Consider the following 19112-nt stretch of genomic DNA (forward strand, 5'->3'; position numbering starts at 1 on the left):
GATAAATTTGTTGCATTATTTAAGTATCCCAAACTTATTAATGTCTATAGATGTAACCACCTCAAACACAACACCTTTGTATACTTCTTCCCATTTATTCTGCTGCCAAAAAGAATTATATTTAGCTCTAACCATATCGCCAATACCTATTGGATCAGCTCCTACTTGCTGAGTATATTTCAATAATTTCATACATTCATTTTCTAATTCCTTAGCCATTGATTTCTCGTACTTTTCTTGAACTTCTTTCTTATCTATATGATCGTATTCACGTTCTTCATAGTCACCTTTAAATTTAAGAGATATTTCTACTACTGGTGTATCGTCCTCAAGCCTTACACTTATTTTCTTTTTTGGTTTATGTAATAGCACTGCAGCACCATTCTTCCCTGATCTATCATTTTCAGGAGGACCAACTGATTTGAAGATATATTCTGTGTAATCCATCTCTCCTTTTATTGCAAGTAACAATGACGTTTGGCTTTGATTGATTTTTCCTACATACTTGTCACCTGAAAATAATGCTGTACCATTAACTTTTACTCCCTTTCCATTTTCACTTTCTATTGCAACTATAGGCGTTATAGGATCTATTCCTGGTGCGAAGGCATTAACTGTAAAATCATATACTGTTGTTTTAGGGCACATAGAAAACTTAGAATTGTTTTCAATTAATTGGTTTAGATAAAAGGATGGTCGTGGCTTATCTTTTAACTTTTGTGAGAAATCCATTAAAGCTTTAGGACTATCTTCGCTAATAACCACATAAGCAATGGCTGGGTTTGCAGGATCACGCTCAAATATCTCCAAGATATTTCTAATACCTTTTTCTGCAAGAGAGTTTGATATAATTATTTGTTGTACTTTTCCACCCTCTAGATCCTTAGCAGATATGGTTCTAGAACTTCTTCTAAATTCTCTAATAAGTCCCACATTATCATATACAAACTCTACCTGCTCACTTTTCTTTTGATCCGTTACAGGAGATGTATATGTCACTAACAATTGTTTATCTTCGGAGGCCTCAACTCCCACCTGCAGAATAAATCCAATTTGTTCATAGATTTTCTGATCCCAACATCCTGTAAGTAGTAAAGGTATAATCATAGTTATTCCAATAAGTTTCCAAATCACCCTCATTTTACAACCACACCTCTCTTATTAACAAAAGAAAAAACAAATGAAATAATAAGGTAGCAAATTACTCCTATCCCAAGTATTCCAACTATGTTACTAAGTTTATATACTTGAATTAAATCTTTTGGTATTCTACTTATTAAATTAATGACTATAGTAAAAATAATGATAGGGATTTTTTTATCATTAAATTTAAAAACAAAATCTAAAAAATGATATGCAGAAAAATAGTAAGCCCTTATAGCACTTCCCATTACAGGGAACCAAATCATTATAAACAATAAATCTGCTCTCTCAAATATCGGTAACTTTATGGAAGTTGTAACATGAAATAAAGGAAAACTAACCACCTTAAGTTTTTCTTCTCCAGTTAGTATTGTTACCATAAAAACTATTAAAGTAAAAAACGTAGTAGTGAAGACATTAGCAAGAACAGCATATCTCGTAGCCATTTTCTTATCAGTTATATATGGATACATAATGGTTGTAAGTTCAAAACCGATATAAGAAAAGCCAGTTAAAAACATACCCTTTGCGATTGCTGAAACCCCTGCTGATCCTATAGGCATTATAAATGTCAATCTTGAATGTTTATATATTGATAGAAAGAATATTATCGTAACGGTATAGGGAAAAAATAACATACTAGCAAACCTTGTTAGCACTTTTAATCCACTATATGATATATATATCGTAGGAATTAGTACTATGGCAGAAATAGCCAATGGTGGTGTAAGTTTTAACACTGTAATTCTAACAATTTCTATGAAAAGCCTAATTACAATACCAGTAGTGAAGCATAAATACATCAATAAGCCTAAATTTAATACCATTCCTAATATTTTTCCGTATAATAGTATGTTAATTTGAAGTATTGATTTATTTGAGTATCTTTTTAGAAGGCTCATTATAACATATATTGCTATAATGGCTAAAATGCCAGTAAGCAGAACTGATATCCATCCATCATGCCCTACAGATTCCGCTAATACTGAAGGTAATGAAATAATACCAAATCCTATTTGTGATGAAATGACAAAGCTCATTAATTGTTTTGAAGTTATAGCATTTTTATTATTGCCCATCATTTTTTCCCCTCTTTTTATCAATAGGTTTAGCTTGGTCTGGTCTTTTCCTTAAATACTTAATTGGCATTCTAACAAACACATCTTTGAGGTCCTTACCCCTAAAAGGAACAATAGGTGAAAAATATGGCTGGCCTAAAGATTCCAGCTTTATTAAATGTGCCGTTAACAAAACAGCTCCTATTAATATTCCTATTATTCCGTAAATTGAGGAGGCAACCATTACTACAAACCTATAAAACCTTATAGCCAATCCCATATCGTATATAGGTGTAACATATGAAGCAATTGCAGTTATGGCCACTATAATGATCATAAGTACACTAACTATACCTGCTTGAACTGCCGCTTGCCCTATTATTATACCTCCAATTACACCTATAGATGCTCCTATATAGGTAGGAAGTCTTATAGAAGCCTCTCTAAGAAGTTCAATAGTAATCTCCATTATTATTGCTTCTATATATGGTGGAAATGGCACCCTTTCTCTGGATTCCGCTAAGGGTATTAATAGCCTAAGTGGGACCATATAATAATGAAAAGATGTAAGTGCTATATATAAAGCGGGAAAAAATAAAGCTATAACCATAGCAAGCTCTCTTAACACACCTAAAAACGTTCCAAATATCCAATTAGTATTGTAATCATCTGGAGCTTGTAAAAATGAAAATAACGAGACTGGTGCAGTTAAAGTTACAGGAGTACCATCTAAAAGCACTACGAATCTACCTTCCAAAAGCATTGCCATAGCCTTGTCTGGCCTTTCTGTAGACAAAAACTGTGGAAATGGGGAGTTAGGGTGATCCGCTATAAGTTGCTCTATATATCCGATCCCAATCATTCCATCAAAATCGATGCTCTTAATTCTATTATATAATTCATTTAAAATATCTGGATTAGCGATTCCTTCTATATAAGCAATTGCAACAGTTTGGTTAGTTGCTTCTCCTAATTTTAACATTTTAAATTTCAAATTATTACTTTTTATTTTTCTTCTTAATATTGCTATATTAGTGTTGAGTGTTTCGACAAAGCCTTCATGAGAGCCCTTTACATTTTTTTCCGTTTCTGGTTCTTCAATTGCTCTTCTTTCAAATTTTCTTAATATGCCTGATGTGGCAAATTTCATACCATCAAAGATAAAGATAACTTCACCAGTTAACACTTTGCTAACTATAGAGTTAACATCGTAATAAAACGCTATATTTGAAATTGGAATAGAGTGCATATAAGCCTCATCAAGCAGTTGTTCCTGAGTCATAGAGAGTATAGGATTCATAAAATCTCTCTGCATCAGATCTGGATTTACTAGATTTTCTATAAAGATAAAGTATCCTTCTGCTCCATTCCCTAAGTATACCTTTCTTCTAATAACATCTGGACAATCTGTAAAACTCTGTTCTATAGTTTTCGTAACCTCACAGTATGGAGGTATTGTTGTTTTTAAATATTGCTGATCATTACAATTATCCATAATTTTTAACACCTCTATACTTAATTGTAAAATACGTCTATATATACTAATATCTATTCCCCATAGCATATTAATTTATTTATTAATTGAAACATCTCTAATCATAAGACATATGAAATTTTATAGTAAATATTAATTTTCAGTTATGGAAATCTAACCATAGGATATATATGGGTTGTTTTGTCAATTTTAAAAAATGCCCGTTAATAAAACTAAGCCAGAATTTTATTCAATAAAATTCTGGCTTAGTTTTACTTATTTGTCTTTTAAAATTTCGCCTGCAATAACTAAAGCACTACATGCCTTAGGAAATCCTACATAAGCTGCACATTGCAAAATAATCTCTAGTATTTCTTCTGACTTTAATCCAACCTTAAGTGCTGCTTTTATATGAAAATCTAATTGTTCAAATGCACCTTGAGTTATAAGTGAAGTTATTGTTACAACTTCTCTCATTTTCAAATCTAAATTTGGCCTTGAGTATATTTGACCAAATCCAAAAGCAATCATTTTTTCTTGAAAATCAGGAAATATATCTCCTAAAAATTTTATAATCTGCTCTCCATCTTTGTCGGCCATCTCTTTTAATACATCAATTCCTTTTTCATAATCATTACTCATTTTCTTATCCCCTTTTCATGGTTGGAGGTATTTCACTTGGGTCAACCATAACTTCTATTATTATTGTTTCGTTATGTAATTTTGAAATTTCTAGAGCTTCCTTCAACTCAAGTCGATTACAGCATCTAAATGATTTTACACCAATAGCCTCACCAAACTTTTTAATATTTAATGGTACATTATAAGTAGTTCCTACTGACTTTCCTAAATGGTGTTGCATACCTTTGTCAACCATATCTAGTCTTCCATTATTTAATATAATAAAAGTAACTGGAATATTATAATTTGCTGCTGTAGATATTTCAGTACCATGCATAAAAGTACATCCATCACCTGTTAGACATATAATTCTAGAATCGTAACTTGCCAATTGTGCCCCTATAGAATAACCTATAGCATGACCCATTGCTCCAAAGACATCATCAAAGAAAAATGTGCCAGGTTTTCTGATATTGAAATATTTTATTGCATAAAACGTATGGCTTCCATCATCACCGAATACAATAGAATCATCTGAAAGTTCTTGTCTTATAGTCTCCATGGTTGAAATAGCTGAAATATACCCTTTATTATTTGTTTCACCATATTTTTCTTCTAATAAATCAAATTCCTTTTTCACTTTTTCCGTAACTTTATTCAATAATGATTGTAAATTCATTTTAATATCACCAACAATGGATAAAGTTGGAACTAATAATGATTTTCCTATAAATGTTGTATCATAATCCAAGTGAATAACTTCTTCTGGATAATTTTCTGTAGATATATCAACTAAGGACATGTCCGACAATTTACTACCAATTACAATCATTAGATCTATGTCTTTCTTTATATACTCACTTGCTCTCTCTGTACCGCCTAATCCCAATGCTCCAAGAGATAGTGGATGATTTTCAATAAAAGTACCTTTTCCACTTGGCGTAGTCATAACTGGTATATTCCATAACTCCGCCAAAGTCTTAACCTCTTCATAAGCTAAACTTGAATGAACACCCTTACCAGCTAAAATAACAGGCTTCTTAGCATTACTAAGCTTATTAATAAATTTATCTAAACTAGGAGATATTAATTGAGGCATGTTATTAGGAAAATCAAGTTCAAACTCCTCTATCTGTTCGTTTAATACATCAAATGGAATAGATAAATGTACTGGACCTTTAACTCCAGAATAAGCTTTTTCCAATGCATGTTGCAAATATCTTTGAAACTGACCAGCTCTTTCAACTCTAGCACTAAATTTAGTAACTGGTTCAAACATTTTAACCAAATCAGTTCCAAAAATCGTGGAATCCTGTCCCAATGCTTTTCCAGCATCATTTATAGATTGTTGTCCTGTTATAAATAATACTGGTATGTGAGAGGCCTTTGCCTGGCCTGCTGAAGTTAATAAGTTTGTTCCTCCAGGACCAGAAGTTCCAATAGCTACACCTAAATTTTTACTCATTAATGAATAGCCCGTTGCAGCATACCCACTACCACTTTCATGTTTATTTAAAATAAAACTTATATCCTGTTTATCTAATTCCATAATTAAAGGCACAATCGGCTTTCCAGGTATACCAAAAACGTGGTTTATGCCCCACTTTCTAAAGTTTGACGCTAAAATCGATGCTATACTTTTCATTGCTATTTATCCCCTTGCGATAACTAATATTTTTCTACAAATTCTTTTTGTAAATTATAAAATTCCTTTTCAAAAATGTCTGGAGGTATCGGTTTACTAAAGTAGTATCCTTGTACATATTCACAGTTGCGTAATTGCAAAAATCTTAACTGTTCCTTATCTTCAACGCCTTCAGCTATAACTTCTAATCCCATGCTATGTGCCATAGAAATTATTGTATGAACTATATTGGCATCATTTTCATCGTTCATAATATCTTTTACGAATGACCTATCAATTTTCAAATAATTAATAAAGAATTTTTTCAAGTAATTTAATGAACTATATCCAGTTCCAAAATCATCAATACTAATTCTAACCCCTAAATCATTTAATTCTTTTAATGTTTTTATTGCATGATTAACTTCCATTGTCATACTCTCAGTTATTTCTAGTTCTAAATATTTTGGATCAATCCCTGTGTTAGACAAAGCTTCCTTAACAACTTGAGTTAAGTCATCTTTTATAAATTGTTGTGTTGATAAATTCACACTTACTTTTATCAGTGGTAAATTAACATTCTGCCACTTTCTTACCTGAGAACAAGCTTCATTTAATACCCACTCACCTATTTTACAAATTAGCCCTGTTTCTTCTGCTACTGGAATAAACTTATCCGGAAAAATCATTCCTTTTTCTTTATGCTCCCATCTAATCAAGGCCTCAACACCTGTTATTTTGCCACTTTTTATATCAACTTGAGGTTGATAATGCAAAATAAACTCTTTATTCTCTAATGCTTTTTCAATCTCCATTTTTAAAGTTAACTTATCTTTATATGATTCCTCTAGTATCGGGTCATAAATTACATATCCATTTCTTCCATTAGATTTTGCTTTGTACATGGCGTTATCAGCATAAATTAAGCAGTCTTCAAAATTCGCTGGATTCTCCTGGTAAAGCACAATACCCACGCTTGGTGTTATGTGTAATTGATGGTTGTCAATTATAATTGGTATATTAAAAGCATTTATGATTTTTTCTGCTAGCTCTGTTGCCTGATCTTTATTGTTAACATTAAAACACAGTAGTATAAATTCATCCCCACCTACGCGGAAGACATAATCACCTTTATTTAAACACTTCTTCAATATGTTTGCAGCTTCTTTTATTAATAAATCGCCTTTCGAATGTCCAAATGTATCATTAATCATTTTAAGTTTGTCTAAATCTAAAAATACAAGTGACATATTATTGGATTCACAAATTTTATCTTCAATATATTGGGTTAACAGTTCTTTAAAATATCTTCTATTTGGTAGTCCAGTTAGCTCATCGTGATGTGCTAAATAATTATATTTCTCTTCTGCTAAATATCTTTCTGTAATGTCTCTAAACTGGCCAAAAGCCCCTATCATATTTGAATTTTCATCATGGATAGGCTGCACATCCACAAGACAAACATACTCCTCATCATTGTTATTCTTAAACTTTACTTCTACATTTTCATATTGTTTTTTATCAATTAAAACGCCTTTGAAAAAATGACCTGTTCTTGAAGAGTCATAAATACTTCTTCCTATAATGTCCTCTTTTTTATAACCAGATATATTTTCTGCTAATTCATTATAATCTATCACTTCTCCATTTGTATCTGTAATGATAATTGCATTTCTATTTTTACTTAACATAATTTGATTCATTATATTAAGTTTATGATTTTGTTTTCTAAGTAGTAACTCACGTTCTACTGCGTCAACTACAGTAGATAATGTCATTAAGAAAAATGGATTATGTAGAGCTACTGGAGTCATAATACATATACTTCCTAAAATATCATTAACATCAGTATAATGAAATGGTACTCCGTAACAAGCACTATCATGTAAAAATGTATGAAAATGATTAGTCCCTATCAATTGTATTGGATGATTTTGTTTTAAAGTTAAACTAATAACGTTTGTACCCACATCATCTTCACTAAATCTAAATCCAGGTTTTATACCTAACTGAGTCATAGTAGCTTTTATTGTTTCATCTCCAAGTGTATCCAAAAGATAACCATTTTCTTCTGATATGCTAACTAATATAGGAGTACCTTCAAATGACTTTATAATTTTTTCACTAAAAAATCTTGCTACTTCTAAAATCTCTCCATAGGCTTCTCTTTTTTCGGCCAACTCTATTTCTGACATAATATCTTTTGGCATTCTAGGTTCGTTAGGGTCCATTCCTAACTTCATGCATCTTTTCTTTGATTCTATAATATAATTTGCTTCTTGTTCATAGCCTTGGTGTAACATAAATTACATTCCTCCCGAAAAACAAAAGCAGCTGAACTTAATTGCCACGATGGTGTACCATATTACATTCATTTGCATAATATTTTATAAACAACTTATCACGAACTATTCTTTAGTCTTCATTCAAGTCTGCTTATTTATCTAATTTTGTCGATTTTTATGTTAATTTTATATTTACTGAAATTGTAGCATACATTTCTTTCAAGTACAATACGTGCATAGCACCATAATTCCTATGATTCTTGTATTTCCAATATGAAAAGACTATATTTTTTCGTGAACTTTAATTCTAATTTTAATTTTATCAAACAATAATTGGAGTCCATTTCTATTAATTCTGATGCAATATCCTAAAACAAGTCAAATAAATAAGACCTCTAAGGTAGTTACCACCTTAGAGGTCTTACTCATAATTTTTACCTATACCCTTAAACTAATTGGCCTTAAAATAACAAAGGAATTTTCTACTTTTTCAGCCTTCCAATTAAGTATCATACATGAATCTAACTTCGGATTATACATGTTAACAGCCTCATCCTTAAGAAACATCTTTAGATTATAAGCTGCATATATAAAAGCCGCCTTCTTCTTATTTACATCAGCATACTTCCTCATATTAATTAATCCAGAAGCTACACCAGCTAAGTAAAAGGAAGGGTTATATAAACTATTACGACTATCTGAAACCACTAGTTTAACGTTTTCTCTAAGCTTAGGCATAAGTTGTCTTAAAAGGCTCATACCTCTTCCTTGCGGGATATCCACTTCTGTTATACCCTCACTTAGGCTTTCACATACTCGGCTCCATAACTCTCTACTACATTCATTATCAATTTGCAAATAATCTCCTAGCGTAATCGATTCAAGATATCTTAAATCATGAAAAACATTGCAATCGTCAATCAAATCACAAAAATCAATTATAATAGGTTTATTTTCAGTTATAATAATATTATCTCCTTGAAAGTCACCATGAGCATGCGCTGTTAGACATATAACATTTAAATCATTCCAAACATTTTCATTATTAAAATAGTAATATGGGTTCGGTAGCATTGTATCTGTCCCATCTAAAGATATCCACTTTGTAAACTTGTCCACACCTATATTTTCAAAAGCTTGTACATATTTACTGTCCATATATCTGTATGAAAGTTCATTTTTAACTATATTCATAGGTGATAAATACTTCTTAGTATGTTCCTTATTCCAACTAAACAAAAACTTTGTCATCTTTGATATTATGCTATCCTTAAGTTCATCTTCATTAACAACCTTGTCTAAGAATGTTTCGCTTTTATAAATATCATCTCCTGCTAAATCATATAGGTTTGCATAAATAACATAATCTTTTTCAATTCTAATTTCATAATTAGCTATAAGCTTGGCTATAAACTTATGCATATTATTTTTTGCAGCTAATTCATATGCCTTGTAAAACACTTCTGCTTCATTACTGCTAGTTACTTTCAAAATCCCAACTCTATTATCATCACCGTATTCAACCATGTATACTCCTGCACCTGATCTTCCACCATTAAACTTCTTTAGTATCTCAACAGGAGCAATCTTATCCCTAACTTCTATGCTTAATTTATTAATTTTATCAAGTATTTCTACAACATTCATTGCTAAACCACCCTATAAATAATAATAGATTTATAATAATTATATTATAATTATGAGCAATAAACAAATGATTAAATGTTAACTTTTTTACATAAGTACATATAAAGCATTACCATTGATAAAGCAGCAATACAAGACATTACGAAAGTTAACGGCCACACAGAAGAAATCCCCTTCAAGTCTACATACTTCCCTATAAGCGATGTTCCAAGAGCCGCTCCTGTAGCATAACTCAAGCCTCCAACGGCGCTAAATCTTGCTCTATAATTTGCAGGGCTGTTATTTGCTACATATACTCCAAAGTTTGTGGCAGTTAATATTTCTCCAATCGTCCATAGTATGGTTGATAATATAAGCAAAGGAAGAGAATTTACAATTCCAATCATACCAAAACCAATAGCATATAGTACTCCCGCTATTATCATATTAGGTAAAGGATGAAGTTTCCGTGTGAAACTTGTAATAAGTACAGTCAGAAAGATAACTGTAAAAGCATTTACACTCATGAGAAAACCAAACTTCTCTGCCCCACTTCCCACGAAAATACTATCTAACATTAAAGGTAGAGAAAATCTATGCTGAGTGTATACGAGACTATATACGATATTGATTATGAGAAAAATTAAAATTTGTGGGCGCCTAAAGAGAACTTGAAAAATATTACCTTCTTCAGCTTTTTCTTTTGAAGCAGCAGCTTCTATTACGTTAGATGGCTTACTTTCATCTATATAAACGATGACTAGAGCTACTGCAATAAGAGAGGTTAATGCATCACCTATAAAAAGCATAAAAAGAAAATTATTAAATAAGAATCCTGCTACAATAGGCCCAATAGATGCTCCTAAATTTATACCCAAATATTGAAGCGAATAACCAGCCTGTCTTTTCTCTGGAGGCAACACATCCGCTATTATTGCACTTAAAGCTGGCCTAACAGCCTCATTAAAAAAGGTTGAAATTAGAAGAAAAATAACAATAATATGTGAGTTTGTTACAAATGCACAAGGTATTAATGCCAAAGCTACCGCTGTCTGAGCTATAATATATGTCTTTTTTCTCCCAATTTGATCAGCGAGCTTTCCACCTACTATAGATCCTGGTATAGCAAGAATAGATCCAATCATAATAATTATTCCTGCAATGTGAAAGGACATACCTAACTTCTTTATCAATAACAGTGTCATAAAGGGAAGTACAAAATCACCAAATCTATTTACTACCTGTACTAAAAACAATATGTACACACTTCTTGGTAACCCTCGAAAAATATTAAATCTTTTAAACATCACTTGTTACTCCTTATAAACATATTATGTAGATACTTCTAATTATAAAATATTTTAGATGATGTTACCAGATAATCTCACTTTCAATATTAGCTCTTATCTTTTTCTATAGATAAGCGAACCCAAAGTTAGACTTATTCGCCAGGATAAGTCTACTTTCTAATTTGTTTATCTATGTAAGGTTCCAACTTAGAAAATTGTCTTAAACTAAGTATTTATATGGTAATATCTGATAATGCATTTAACTGTTTTGTATGACTGTTAGTGAAGTGTTTTAGAAAATCTTAGAACCTTCGATTGTCTGAGCGAAGCGAGTTTATCGAAGGTTCTTAGGTTTTTTAAAGCACGAACTTACAGTCATTAAAAACAGTTAACAGCACAGAAGGTATTACCATATAAATACGACGTCTAAGGCAAGTATTCAGGTTTGAACCCTATATTACTTTGCTGTATTTCCACTATTTCCTGCTCTGAGATAAGCTCTATCCATTTCCTTATCCTTTTGTCTCTTCCATGCATGAAGCACCAATGCCAAAGTAACAACACCATAAGATACGAACATTCTAAAATATTCCCCTATCATAGCTTGACCTGTTAGATTTTTACCTGCCATTGGCATAACTATAAACATTAGATGGAATAAAGCTGTACCAATAATTGCATTTGGTATGGAAGCTTTACTTACTGTTGCACCGCCTACAAGTAATGCAGCTGCTGCAAATAATGCTGCTTGGTCTGCTCCATTATAAGTATTTAATGTACCTATATTCTGTAGGTATATAACCTGACCATAACAAGCAAGCACAGTAGAAATTATGATTGATTGTATACGAGTTTTTTCCACCTTTATACCTGCTGTTTCAGATACTGACATATCTTGACCTACAGCTCTCATATCCTGCCCAAGTTTAGTTTTTCTAAACCATACTGTAAATACACATATAAAAGCAATTATTAAGAAGGTCCCTATCGGTAAAGTTACTCCTGCTATATTAACCTTAAGTAAGTTATCGAATCCACCTGAAGCATCTAAGTTAATAGCGTTTCTAATCCCATAACCTCTTGAAAGTAGCAGTGTAGGGCTCTTAATCCTTATTATAGATCCGCATAAGTATAGGAGGAAAAATTGATATATTCCTGCTATAAAAAGTCCCAGCATCATGGAAGTAATCATTTCACGTCCTTTTGCTCTATTTAAAACGGCACCACCGAAATATCCTAAAACTATTGCTATAGGAGTTCCTATTATCATAGCTAGTACAAGCCCTCCTGCTCCTGTAATACCCCAGTCTGTTATAAATATAAGGCCTATCTGTCCTGCCATAGCGCCTAAAACCATTCCGAAGTTGATACCCATACCAGCCATTACAGGTAATAGAAGTGCCAATACAAGAAATGCATTTCTTGAAAGACGTGTTATTATCTCTCTAACCAGGTATATACCTGAAAAATCTGAAATAGGTATCGCTACCGCACTTATTAATAGAAACATAATCGGAACAGCGCTACTAGTCAAAAACTTTTTCATCGATTGATTATTAAGCTTCATCTTTCTACCTCGCTTTCCTAGTAAGGGCATATACTATCATCCCGTTTGATACTATAATTCTTATAATTTCAGAAACATCTATACTAATTGCACTATTTATTACTGAAGGTGTCATTGTTAGTATTCCCTGAAACAATATTGTTCCTATAATAACATTACCAATAGTTGCTTTGTTTACAGAAGCTCCACCAAGCAGTATAGCTGCAACAGATGGAAATACAAAGGATAATGGCGCATTATACATTTGTATAAAACCAAAGCTCTGATGATACACTATGATTCCTATAGCCGCAAGTACAGTTGAAAGAATAACAGATACTGTTCTCATTTTATCAACATCTATTCCTGCAGCTCTTGCAAACTCAGGATTAGAACCAACTGCAGTTACTGCTGTGCCTAGCTTAGTTCTAAAAAATGCCCATACTAAAAAACTCATAAAAGCAAAGAACAATAACATTCCAGTTGGAATTATGAAGTTATCTGTTATTTTTATTTGTAAGAAACTACTAATCTGATGAAACCAATACTCCTGAACACTTATGGTTACACGAAGCCCTTCTCCTTTAAAACCTTGTACACTTGCGGGATTTCTAAAAGGAAGTATTAGCCACAATATATTCATAAAAAAGACAAAGGAATAACCTACGTACGTAGCAATAATCATTTCGTCACCCTTTACCTTGTTCAAAAGCTTAGCATATCCGTATCCAAAAACTATTGCTATTACGATGGCAATTCCAAAAGCTACAAGTATTCCAGCCATGCCTGCGAGATTAAACTCTAAGCTCATTACCGCACCGCATAGTCCTGCAACTATCCCTACAGGTATACCAAAATTAAGTCCGCATCCCGATTGTATCATAGGAACCATAGCTAGAACCAGAACGGCATTCATTCCAAAACGAACTATAACATCATTGAATGACATGTCTTCTTTAACTCCAAAAAACGGAGCTGCAACAAATAATAGTACTAAAAATAGGCCTATAATAATACGTGGCCATCCAAAATTCTTTATAAAGCCCTTAATCTCATTCACTGCTTTTCACCTTCTTCGATCAAATGGTCCAATCCTGACATAAGCAATCCAAACTCAGCGGCTTCTGCACTAGGAGATAAAATTCCAGACACCCTACCTTCACTTATAATGGCTATTCTATTGCATATAGACTTTAGTTCTTCAAGCTCTGATGAAACCATTATAATTGTCGTATTATTTTCAGCATTATATCGTCTTAAGGAATCAAGTACAAGTTTTTTAGCACCAACATCTATACCTCTCGTAGGTTCAGATACGAATAAAAGGCTTGGCTCAAGTGCAAAAGCTTTAGCAAGGCATACTTTCTGTTGATTACCTCCTGAAAGCTGTTTTGTACGCTGTTTCTCGCTTGTACATTTTATTTCTAAAGACTTAATGTAGCTTTGTGCACATTCTTTCATCGCCTTGTCATCACGCCATTTAACTAATCCTCCAAAAAGTTTCTTAAGAAACTTTTCATGTACCTGCATTGCATCAAAAGCTATATTCCAATCTATAGGTTCATCCAGTAGAAGACCTACACCTCTTCGATCCTCTGATACAAACGCTAAACCACTTTTTAGGGCTCTAAAAGTTGAATTTAATTGAAGCGGCTTGCCATTAAATACAACTTCTCCATCTGCAGGAAATAGACCAAGTATACCATTAGGTATCCCAAGCTTTCCTTGTCCAGCCAAACCACCTATTCCGAAAATTTCACCTCTTTTAACGCTAAAAGATACATCCCTTACCGTTTCTCCTGGCATATCGACCCAAAGCTTTTTTACTTCGAGGATAACATCCTTATTAACATTGCTGACATCCACTATATCCTTACGTTCAATTTTCTTATTATCAACATCTCTTCCTACCATCCATTCAGCAATCTGCCTTACACTTATTCCTTCAACAGGTTTTTCAACTACAACTACACCATCCCTTAATACTACAAGTTTGTCGCAAGCTGATGTTATCTCATGTAATCTATGTGAAATAAATATAATAGAAACACCTATCTCTGCAAGTCTTCTCATAGATTTTAAAAGTATTTCTGCTTCAGATTCTGTTAAAACCGCTGTCGGTTCATCAAGGATAAGCAATTTAACCTTTTCTCTGTCAATTTCACGTGCAATTTCTATAAACTGCTTATGTCCTACTGGCATCTCTGAAACTAGTGTATTAGGATCAAGATTAACACCCAAAGTTTCAATTGCCTTTTGAGCACTTTTTTTCATTTCACCTATATCAAGGGTCTCAAGCTTCTTGCCAAATATTCTCGATATCACATTGGATTTAGTTTTTTCCATGTTCAATAATATATTTTCTGTGGTAGTAAAACCAGGTATAAGAGAAAACTCCTGGTGCACCATTCCAATTCCTGCATTTAATGCTTGTATAGGATTTTTGAAACTTACTTTCTCGCCATCTAAATAAATTTGTCCTTCATATCCTCCAGTTTCTACAATAACAGACATACCAAAAAGAATTTTCATAAGCGTGGATTTTCCCGCACCATTTTCACCGACTAGTGCTAATATTTCACCCTTTTTAAGTGAAAAATTAATATCTTTCAATACCCTATTACCTTCAAATTGCTTGCCTACGCCTTCAACTTTTAATAATATATTTTCGTTTAACAATTAGTTCACCTCTTATCATACAAAGCGTTATGTTAACTGAGTATAGATAAACAACTTAGATACCTAACTTAATATTAATGATAAGTCCAGTACCTAAGTTGATTACATATAGCTTGATTATTCTTTATATTGTGCTTACTATTTCATTGTCTTGTATTTATCTGGAACTACTTCTTTTGTCTGACCTAAATAACCTTTACCAAATACATATGTGTCTTGATATAGCATAACGTGATTTTTCTTTTCGGTTCCAGTTGCTCTATCAACATAATATGAACCATTCCATTGTGCTCCTGGAGTAGATTTTTCATAGCAGGCCATTAAATCCTTAAAGGAATCTTTCTGTGCCTTTCCTTCAACTACTCTCTTTGCAAACTCTGCAAGTGCTTCTGTAGAAGCATAGTTGTAAGAGTAAGCCCATGTTCCCATTCTTCCGCTGCCACCTTTATCAATTACAGTTTGCTCAACTTTTTTAAGTATTGCAGGCCAATTTCCAGCTTCAGCTTTAAGGTCTATTCCGAATGCTCCTGGATATCCCATTATTGGAGATGGAAGGTCTGGTTCTACGAATATTGCACCTAGTTCAGCAACTTTCTTTAAAAGAGGCTCTGTCTGTGCATCGTTTGTACAGAAGAACGCTGTATCTTTTCCATATTTTTGAACCCATGATGGCATTTTCTCAAGTATGAACTGTTGTGCACCTGGAACCCCGACGTCGCTCATTGGGTCTGGAGCTGTTTCAAAAGCAAATTTTAATCCTAAATCTTTACAAGCTTGTTCCATTATAGTTTTTCTTGCAGATAAAAGTTCAATACTCATGTGTCTTGGGAATGAAATATGAACAAATGTCTTTGCTCCCATCTTCTTTGCTGCAAGGATCATTAAATAGCCACGGTTTATATTGTCTGCATTTACTACCAAGTCTGAAGCAGCTTCTACCATATTAGTGTCTTCCTGCGGTTCTCCTGCAAATAGAAGTATATCAGGTCTCTTTTCTCTTATTTTCTTAAATGCTGCAACTGTACCTGGAACTGATTGGTTAACAATAATTGCTTTCATATTAGGATCATCTGCAAGTCCTGCAATCTGCGCTATTGTTGTTTCTTGTTCTTGCATGAAGTTATCAGGATACGTAACGTGTTTTACTATTCCGCCTTTATCTACATCTCCATACTCTTTAATAAATGCTTCAGCACCTCTCAATTCATCTTCTGATTGTGATACTGTACCTGTTACAATACCAATGTGGAACTTATTTTTTCCATCGCTGCCTGTTGTGGAATTAGAACTTGTGTTACTTGAACCTCCGCATCCAACTAGGCCTAACGCCATTGTTGCTGAAATAATCAATGCCAGTATTTTTTTCAATGCATTCCCCTCCCAAAATATCTTTTTTATATTAGTTTGAAAAGCAAGACTTTTCACTACTAACTACTTGTGCTATTCCCTTGATACTAACTCCATTATATTTATATTTTAGTATAAATAATATATTCCACAATTATCTAAATAATTGTCCATTATGAAACTAATTCTATCCGATGACTACCCGCTCTAATACTCCCTGGACTGGTTCAACTAAGAATCAGGTGGGGTTAAAATTCCATCTGATTCAAGTTCCACTTTATTTTAGAAAAACCTTTCTGGAAAAAGATATGAACATTAATACTTCAGTATATATCACTATTAAATGTAGTTAATTATATTGTGATAATTGAAAGCTAAAAGACCATGAGTGCAGCCTTCCACTGCATTCATGGTCTTTTAAATACTGATATCACTACTTAAGTTTATTTATTAAATTCTAAAATTTCATTTAAATAATTTTTATCCGTCATTAAGTGTATATGTCAGAAAACTCAATTTGCAATTTTTCTTTGTATCTTGATTTATAAACTTCTTTATTATTTACATTACTTTCTATATCTTCATCATTTAATCTCTTAACAGGAAAAGTTACAATAAACTCGCTGCCCTTGCCTAGTTCACTCTTAGCACATATGGTTCCTCCTTGCATTTCAACAAGTGATTTGACAAGAGCGAGCCCTATTCCGCTTCCTTCCTTAGCTCTAGTTGTAGACTTATCGATTTGAGCAAACCTTTCAAAAATAAACCCTAACTTATCTTCTGGTATACCGATTCCAGTATCTCTTATAGATACTTCTATAAGATCTCCTTTGTCGTAAATATTAATAAATATACTTCCATTTATATTGGTAAATTTCACCGCATTAGATAAAAGATTTAGTATAATCCTTTCGATTTTTTCCTCATCGAAGGTAGTTATTTTCTCTTCTACCTCTGTATCAAAAATTATATTTATACCATTTGATTTTACAAAATCAGCAACAGATTGTACTAGTTCTTCAATTACGTATATTATATTACCACTAGTTAAATGGAGGTTTAAGTAATTTCCATCTAATTTTGTAGTATCTATTAAGTTATTAATTAATCTAAGAAGTCTCAATGAATTTTGATTCATTATATTAAAATAATATTTTATTCTTTCATCGCCTAATTTTTTTGATTCATCCAAGGATTTTAATAACTGTATTGTACTACTAATAACATTAAGAGGAGTTCTAAGTTCATGAGAAATATTGGCAAAAAACTCTGTTATAAGGAAATTAAATTCTCTAGTTTCATTTAATAGTTTTAAATTCTTTTCTACGTCATCCTTTAATATTTCTAACTGTTTTTCTCGAGTTATGTCAAGTAAAAAAGTCAGTACGGACGCTCTCCCATTATAGGTGAAAACTGAAGATGTGTTACGTACTTCAATCGAATTACCTTGACAATCTACTACAGTCTCTTCATTTATAACCTTTGAAAATTTACTATTGATTATATTTAAATACCTCTCCTCAAGGGATATTATACTGTTTTCGGAGTAATGTTTATAAAATGACTCCTGATTTAATTGTATTGGATTTTTATACCCTAGTAATCTTGCTGCACTTTCGTTAGCATATATAATTATTCCCTCTTGATGTATAATAATAGCGTTCATTGAATTTTCAAATAACATGTCGTAACATATTTCATTTTTTAATAATGATGATTCTATGTTTTGTCTTTGATTATTCTGCTCTTCTAGTTCACTATTTAATAATTGAAGTTGATTTTCCTTTTTTCTATTTGTTTCATTCTCCAAATCTACATAATATCCAAGGATAAATGCTACAAAAACAAATATAAAAGCTACAATTAGATCTTTCTCAAACAATTCATTAACTCCGTTAATTACAGGTGCGTAAACAAGATCAATACCTAATATAATAATGTCTGAAAAAATAGATGTTACAATTCCATAATATAGACCATACTCGATAACTGATAGTATAATTATCAGTAAAAATATAAATTTAAATTCAGTTTGATAAGTGCGAGATAGATACATTGGTAAAGAAACAATAATAACTAAAAAAAGTAATTCAATTAAACGTAAAGCTTTAAACTTCTTAAACTTAACTGTTGTCTTTATATTTGTTACTAACCAAATTATATAAATTAAGGCTGTTACGTATACTGGAATCATAAGAGAGTTAATAAACTCTCTATTTTTATCTATACTATAATTAGGTATACCTTGATATATTATTATACTCACAAGTAGTACTATTCCAATTTTACCAATAGAAACCATGTCACTTATCTTATCCTCTTTCATGTTACTAATTATTCTCATTGTTTATAAAGCCCCCATTTAACAAAAGTTATAGCTTTGCATGTTTTTCAACTAAGTAAAATCTTTCTCACCTTAA

The 19112-nt window shown here is 32.2% G+C and carries 13 protein-coding genes; all 13 read right to left on the reverse strand.

Annotated features, from left to right (window positions below; all coding sequences use genetic code 11):
* Positions 1-15: 15 nt before the first annotated feature.
* Positions 16-1140 (reverse strand): Ger(x)C family spore germination protein, encoded by a 1125-nt coding sequence (locus tag AC0N0V_RS14885; RefSeq protein WP_474458826.1) that lies wholly within the window; start codon positions 1138-1140, stop codon positions 16-18.
* Positions 1137-2225: a GerAB/ArcD/ProY family transporter gene (locus AC0N0V_RS14890; RefSeq protein WP_474458827.1), complete on the reverse strand. Its 1089-nt coding sequence runs from the start codon at positions 2223-2225 to the stop codon at positions 1137-1139. The genes AC0N0V_RS14885 and AC0N0V_RS14890 overlap by 4 nt, the downstream gene beginning before the upstream one ends.
* Entirely contained in the window at positions 2212-3696 is a 1485-nt protein-coding gene (locus AC0N0V_RS14895; protein ID WP_474458828.1) for a spore germination protein, read from the reverse strand. Before AC0N0V_RS14895 ends, AC0N0V_RS14890 begins: the two co-directional genes overlap by 14 nt.
* A 255-nt stretch (positions 3697-3951) precedes the next feature.
* Positions 3952-4317: a carboxymuconolactone decarboxylase family protein gene (locus AC0N0V_RS14900; RefSeq protein WP_474458829.1), complete on the reverse strand. Its 366-nt coding sequence runs from the start codon at positions 4315-4317 to the stop codon at positions 3952-3954.
* A 4-nt stretch (positions 4318-4321) separates the two neighbouring features.
* Positions 4322-5941, reverse strand: a complete 1620-nt coding sequence (locus AC0N0V_RS14905) for a thiamine pyrophosphate-binding protein (RefSeq protein WP_474458830.1) — start codon at positions 5939-5941, stop codon at positions 4322-4324.
* Positions 5942-5964: 23 nt separating this feature from the next.
* On the reverse strand, positions 5965-8223 hold the full coding sequence (locus tag AC0N0V_RS14910; RefSeq protein ID WP_474458831.1) for an EAL domain-containing protein: 2259 nt from the start codon (positions 8221-8223) through the stop codon (positions 5965-5967).
* A 420-nt stretch (positions 8224-8643) separates the two neighbouring features.
* Positions 8644-9852 carry a hypothetical protein gene (locus AC0N0V_RS14915; protein WP_474458832.1) on the reverse strand — a complete coding sequence of 403 codons (1209 nt, stop codon included), beginning with the start codon at positions 9850-9852 and terminating at the stop codon, positions 8644-8646.
* 71 nt (positions 9853-9923) lie between these two features.
* A complete protein-coding gene (locus AC0N0V_RS14920) occupies positions 9924-11138 on the reverse strand; it encodes an MDR family MFS transporter (protein WP_474458833.1) in 1215 nt (404 codons plus the stop codon).
* A 439-nt stretch (positions 11139-11577) separates the two neighbouring features.
* Complete coding sequence (locus tag AC0N0V_RS14925; RefSeq protein WP_474458834.1) at positions 11578-12717, reverse strand: ABC transporter permease subunit; 1140 nt, start codon at positions 12715-12717, stop codon at positions 11578-11580.
* Positions 12692-13726 carry an ABC transporter permease subunit gene (locus AC0N0V_RS14930; protein WP_474458835.1) on the reverse strand — a complete coding sequence of 345 codons (1035 nt, stop codon included), beginning with the start codon at positions 13724-13726 and terminating at the stop codon, positions 12692-12694. The genes AC0N0V_RS14925 and AC0N0V_RS14930 overlap by 26 nt, the downstream gene beginning before the upstream one ends.
* Positions 13723-15345, reverse strand: a complete 1623-nt coding sequence (locus tag AC0N0V_RS14935; protein ID WP_474458836.1) for a sugar ABC transporter ATP-binding protein — start codon at positions 15343-15345, stop codon at positions 13723-13725. The genes AC0N0V_RS14930 and AC0N0V_RS14935 overlap by 4 nt, the downstream gene beginning before the upstream one ends.
* A 138-nt stretch (positions 15346-15483) precedes the next feature.
* Positions 15484-16713: a DUF3798 domain-containing protein gene (locus tag AC0N0V_RS14940; protein WP_474458837.1), complete on the reverse strand. Its 1230-nt coding sequence runs from the start codon at positions 16711-16713 to the stop codon at positions 15484-15486.
* Positions 16714-17182: 469 nt separating this feature from the next.
* Complete coding sequence (locus AC0N0V_RS14945; RefSeq protein WP_474458838.1) at positions 17183-19036, reverse strand: sensor histidine kinase; 1854 nt, start codon at positions 19034-19036, stop codon at positions 17183-17185.
* Positions 19037-19112 lie beyond the last annotated feature (76 nt).

This window comes from Clostridium sp. CS1-1 (assembly GCF_056135525.1).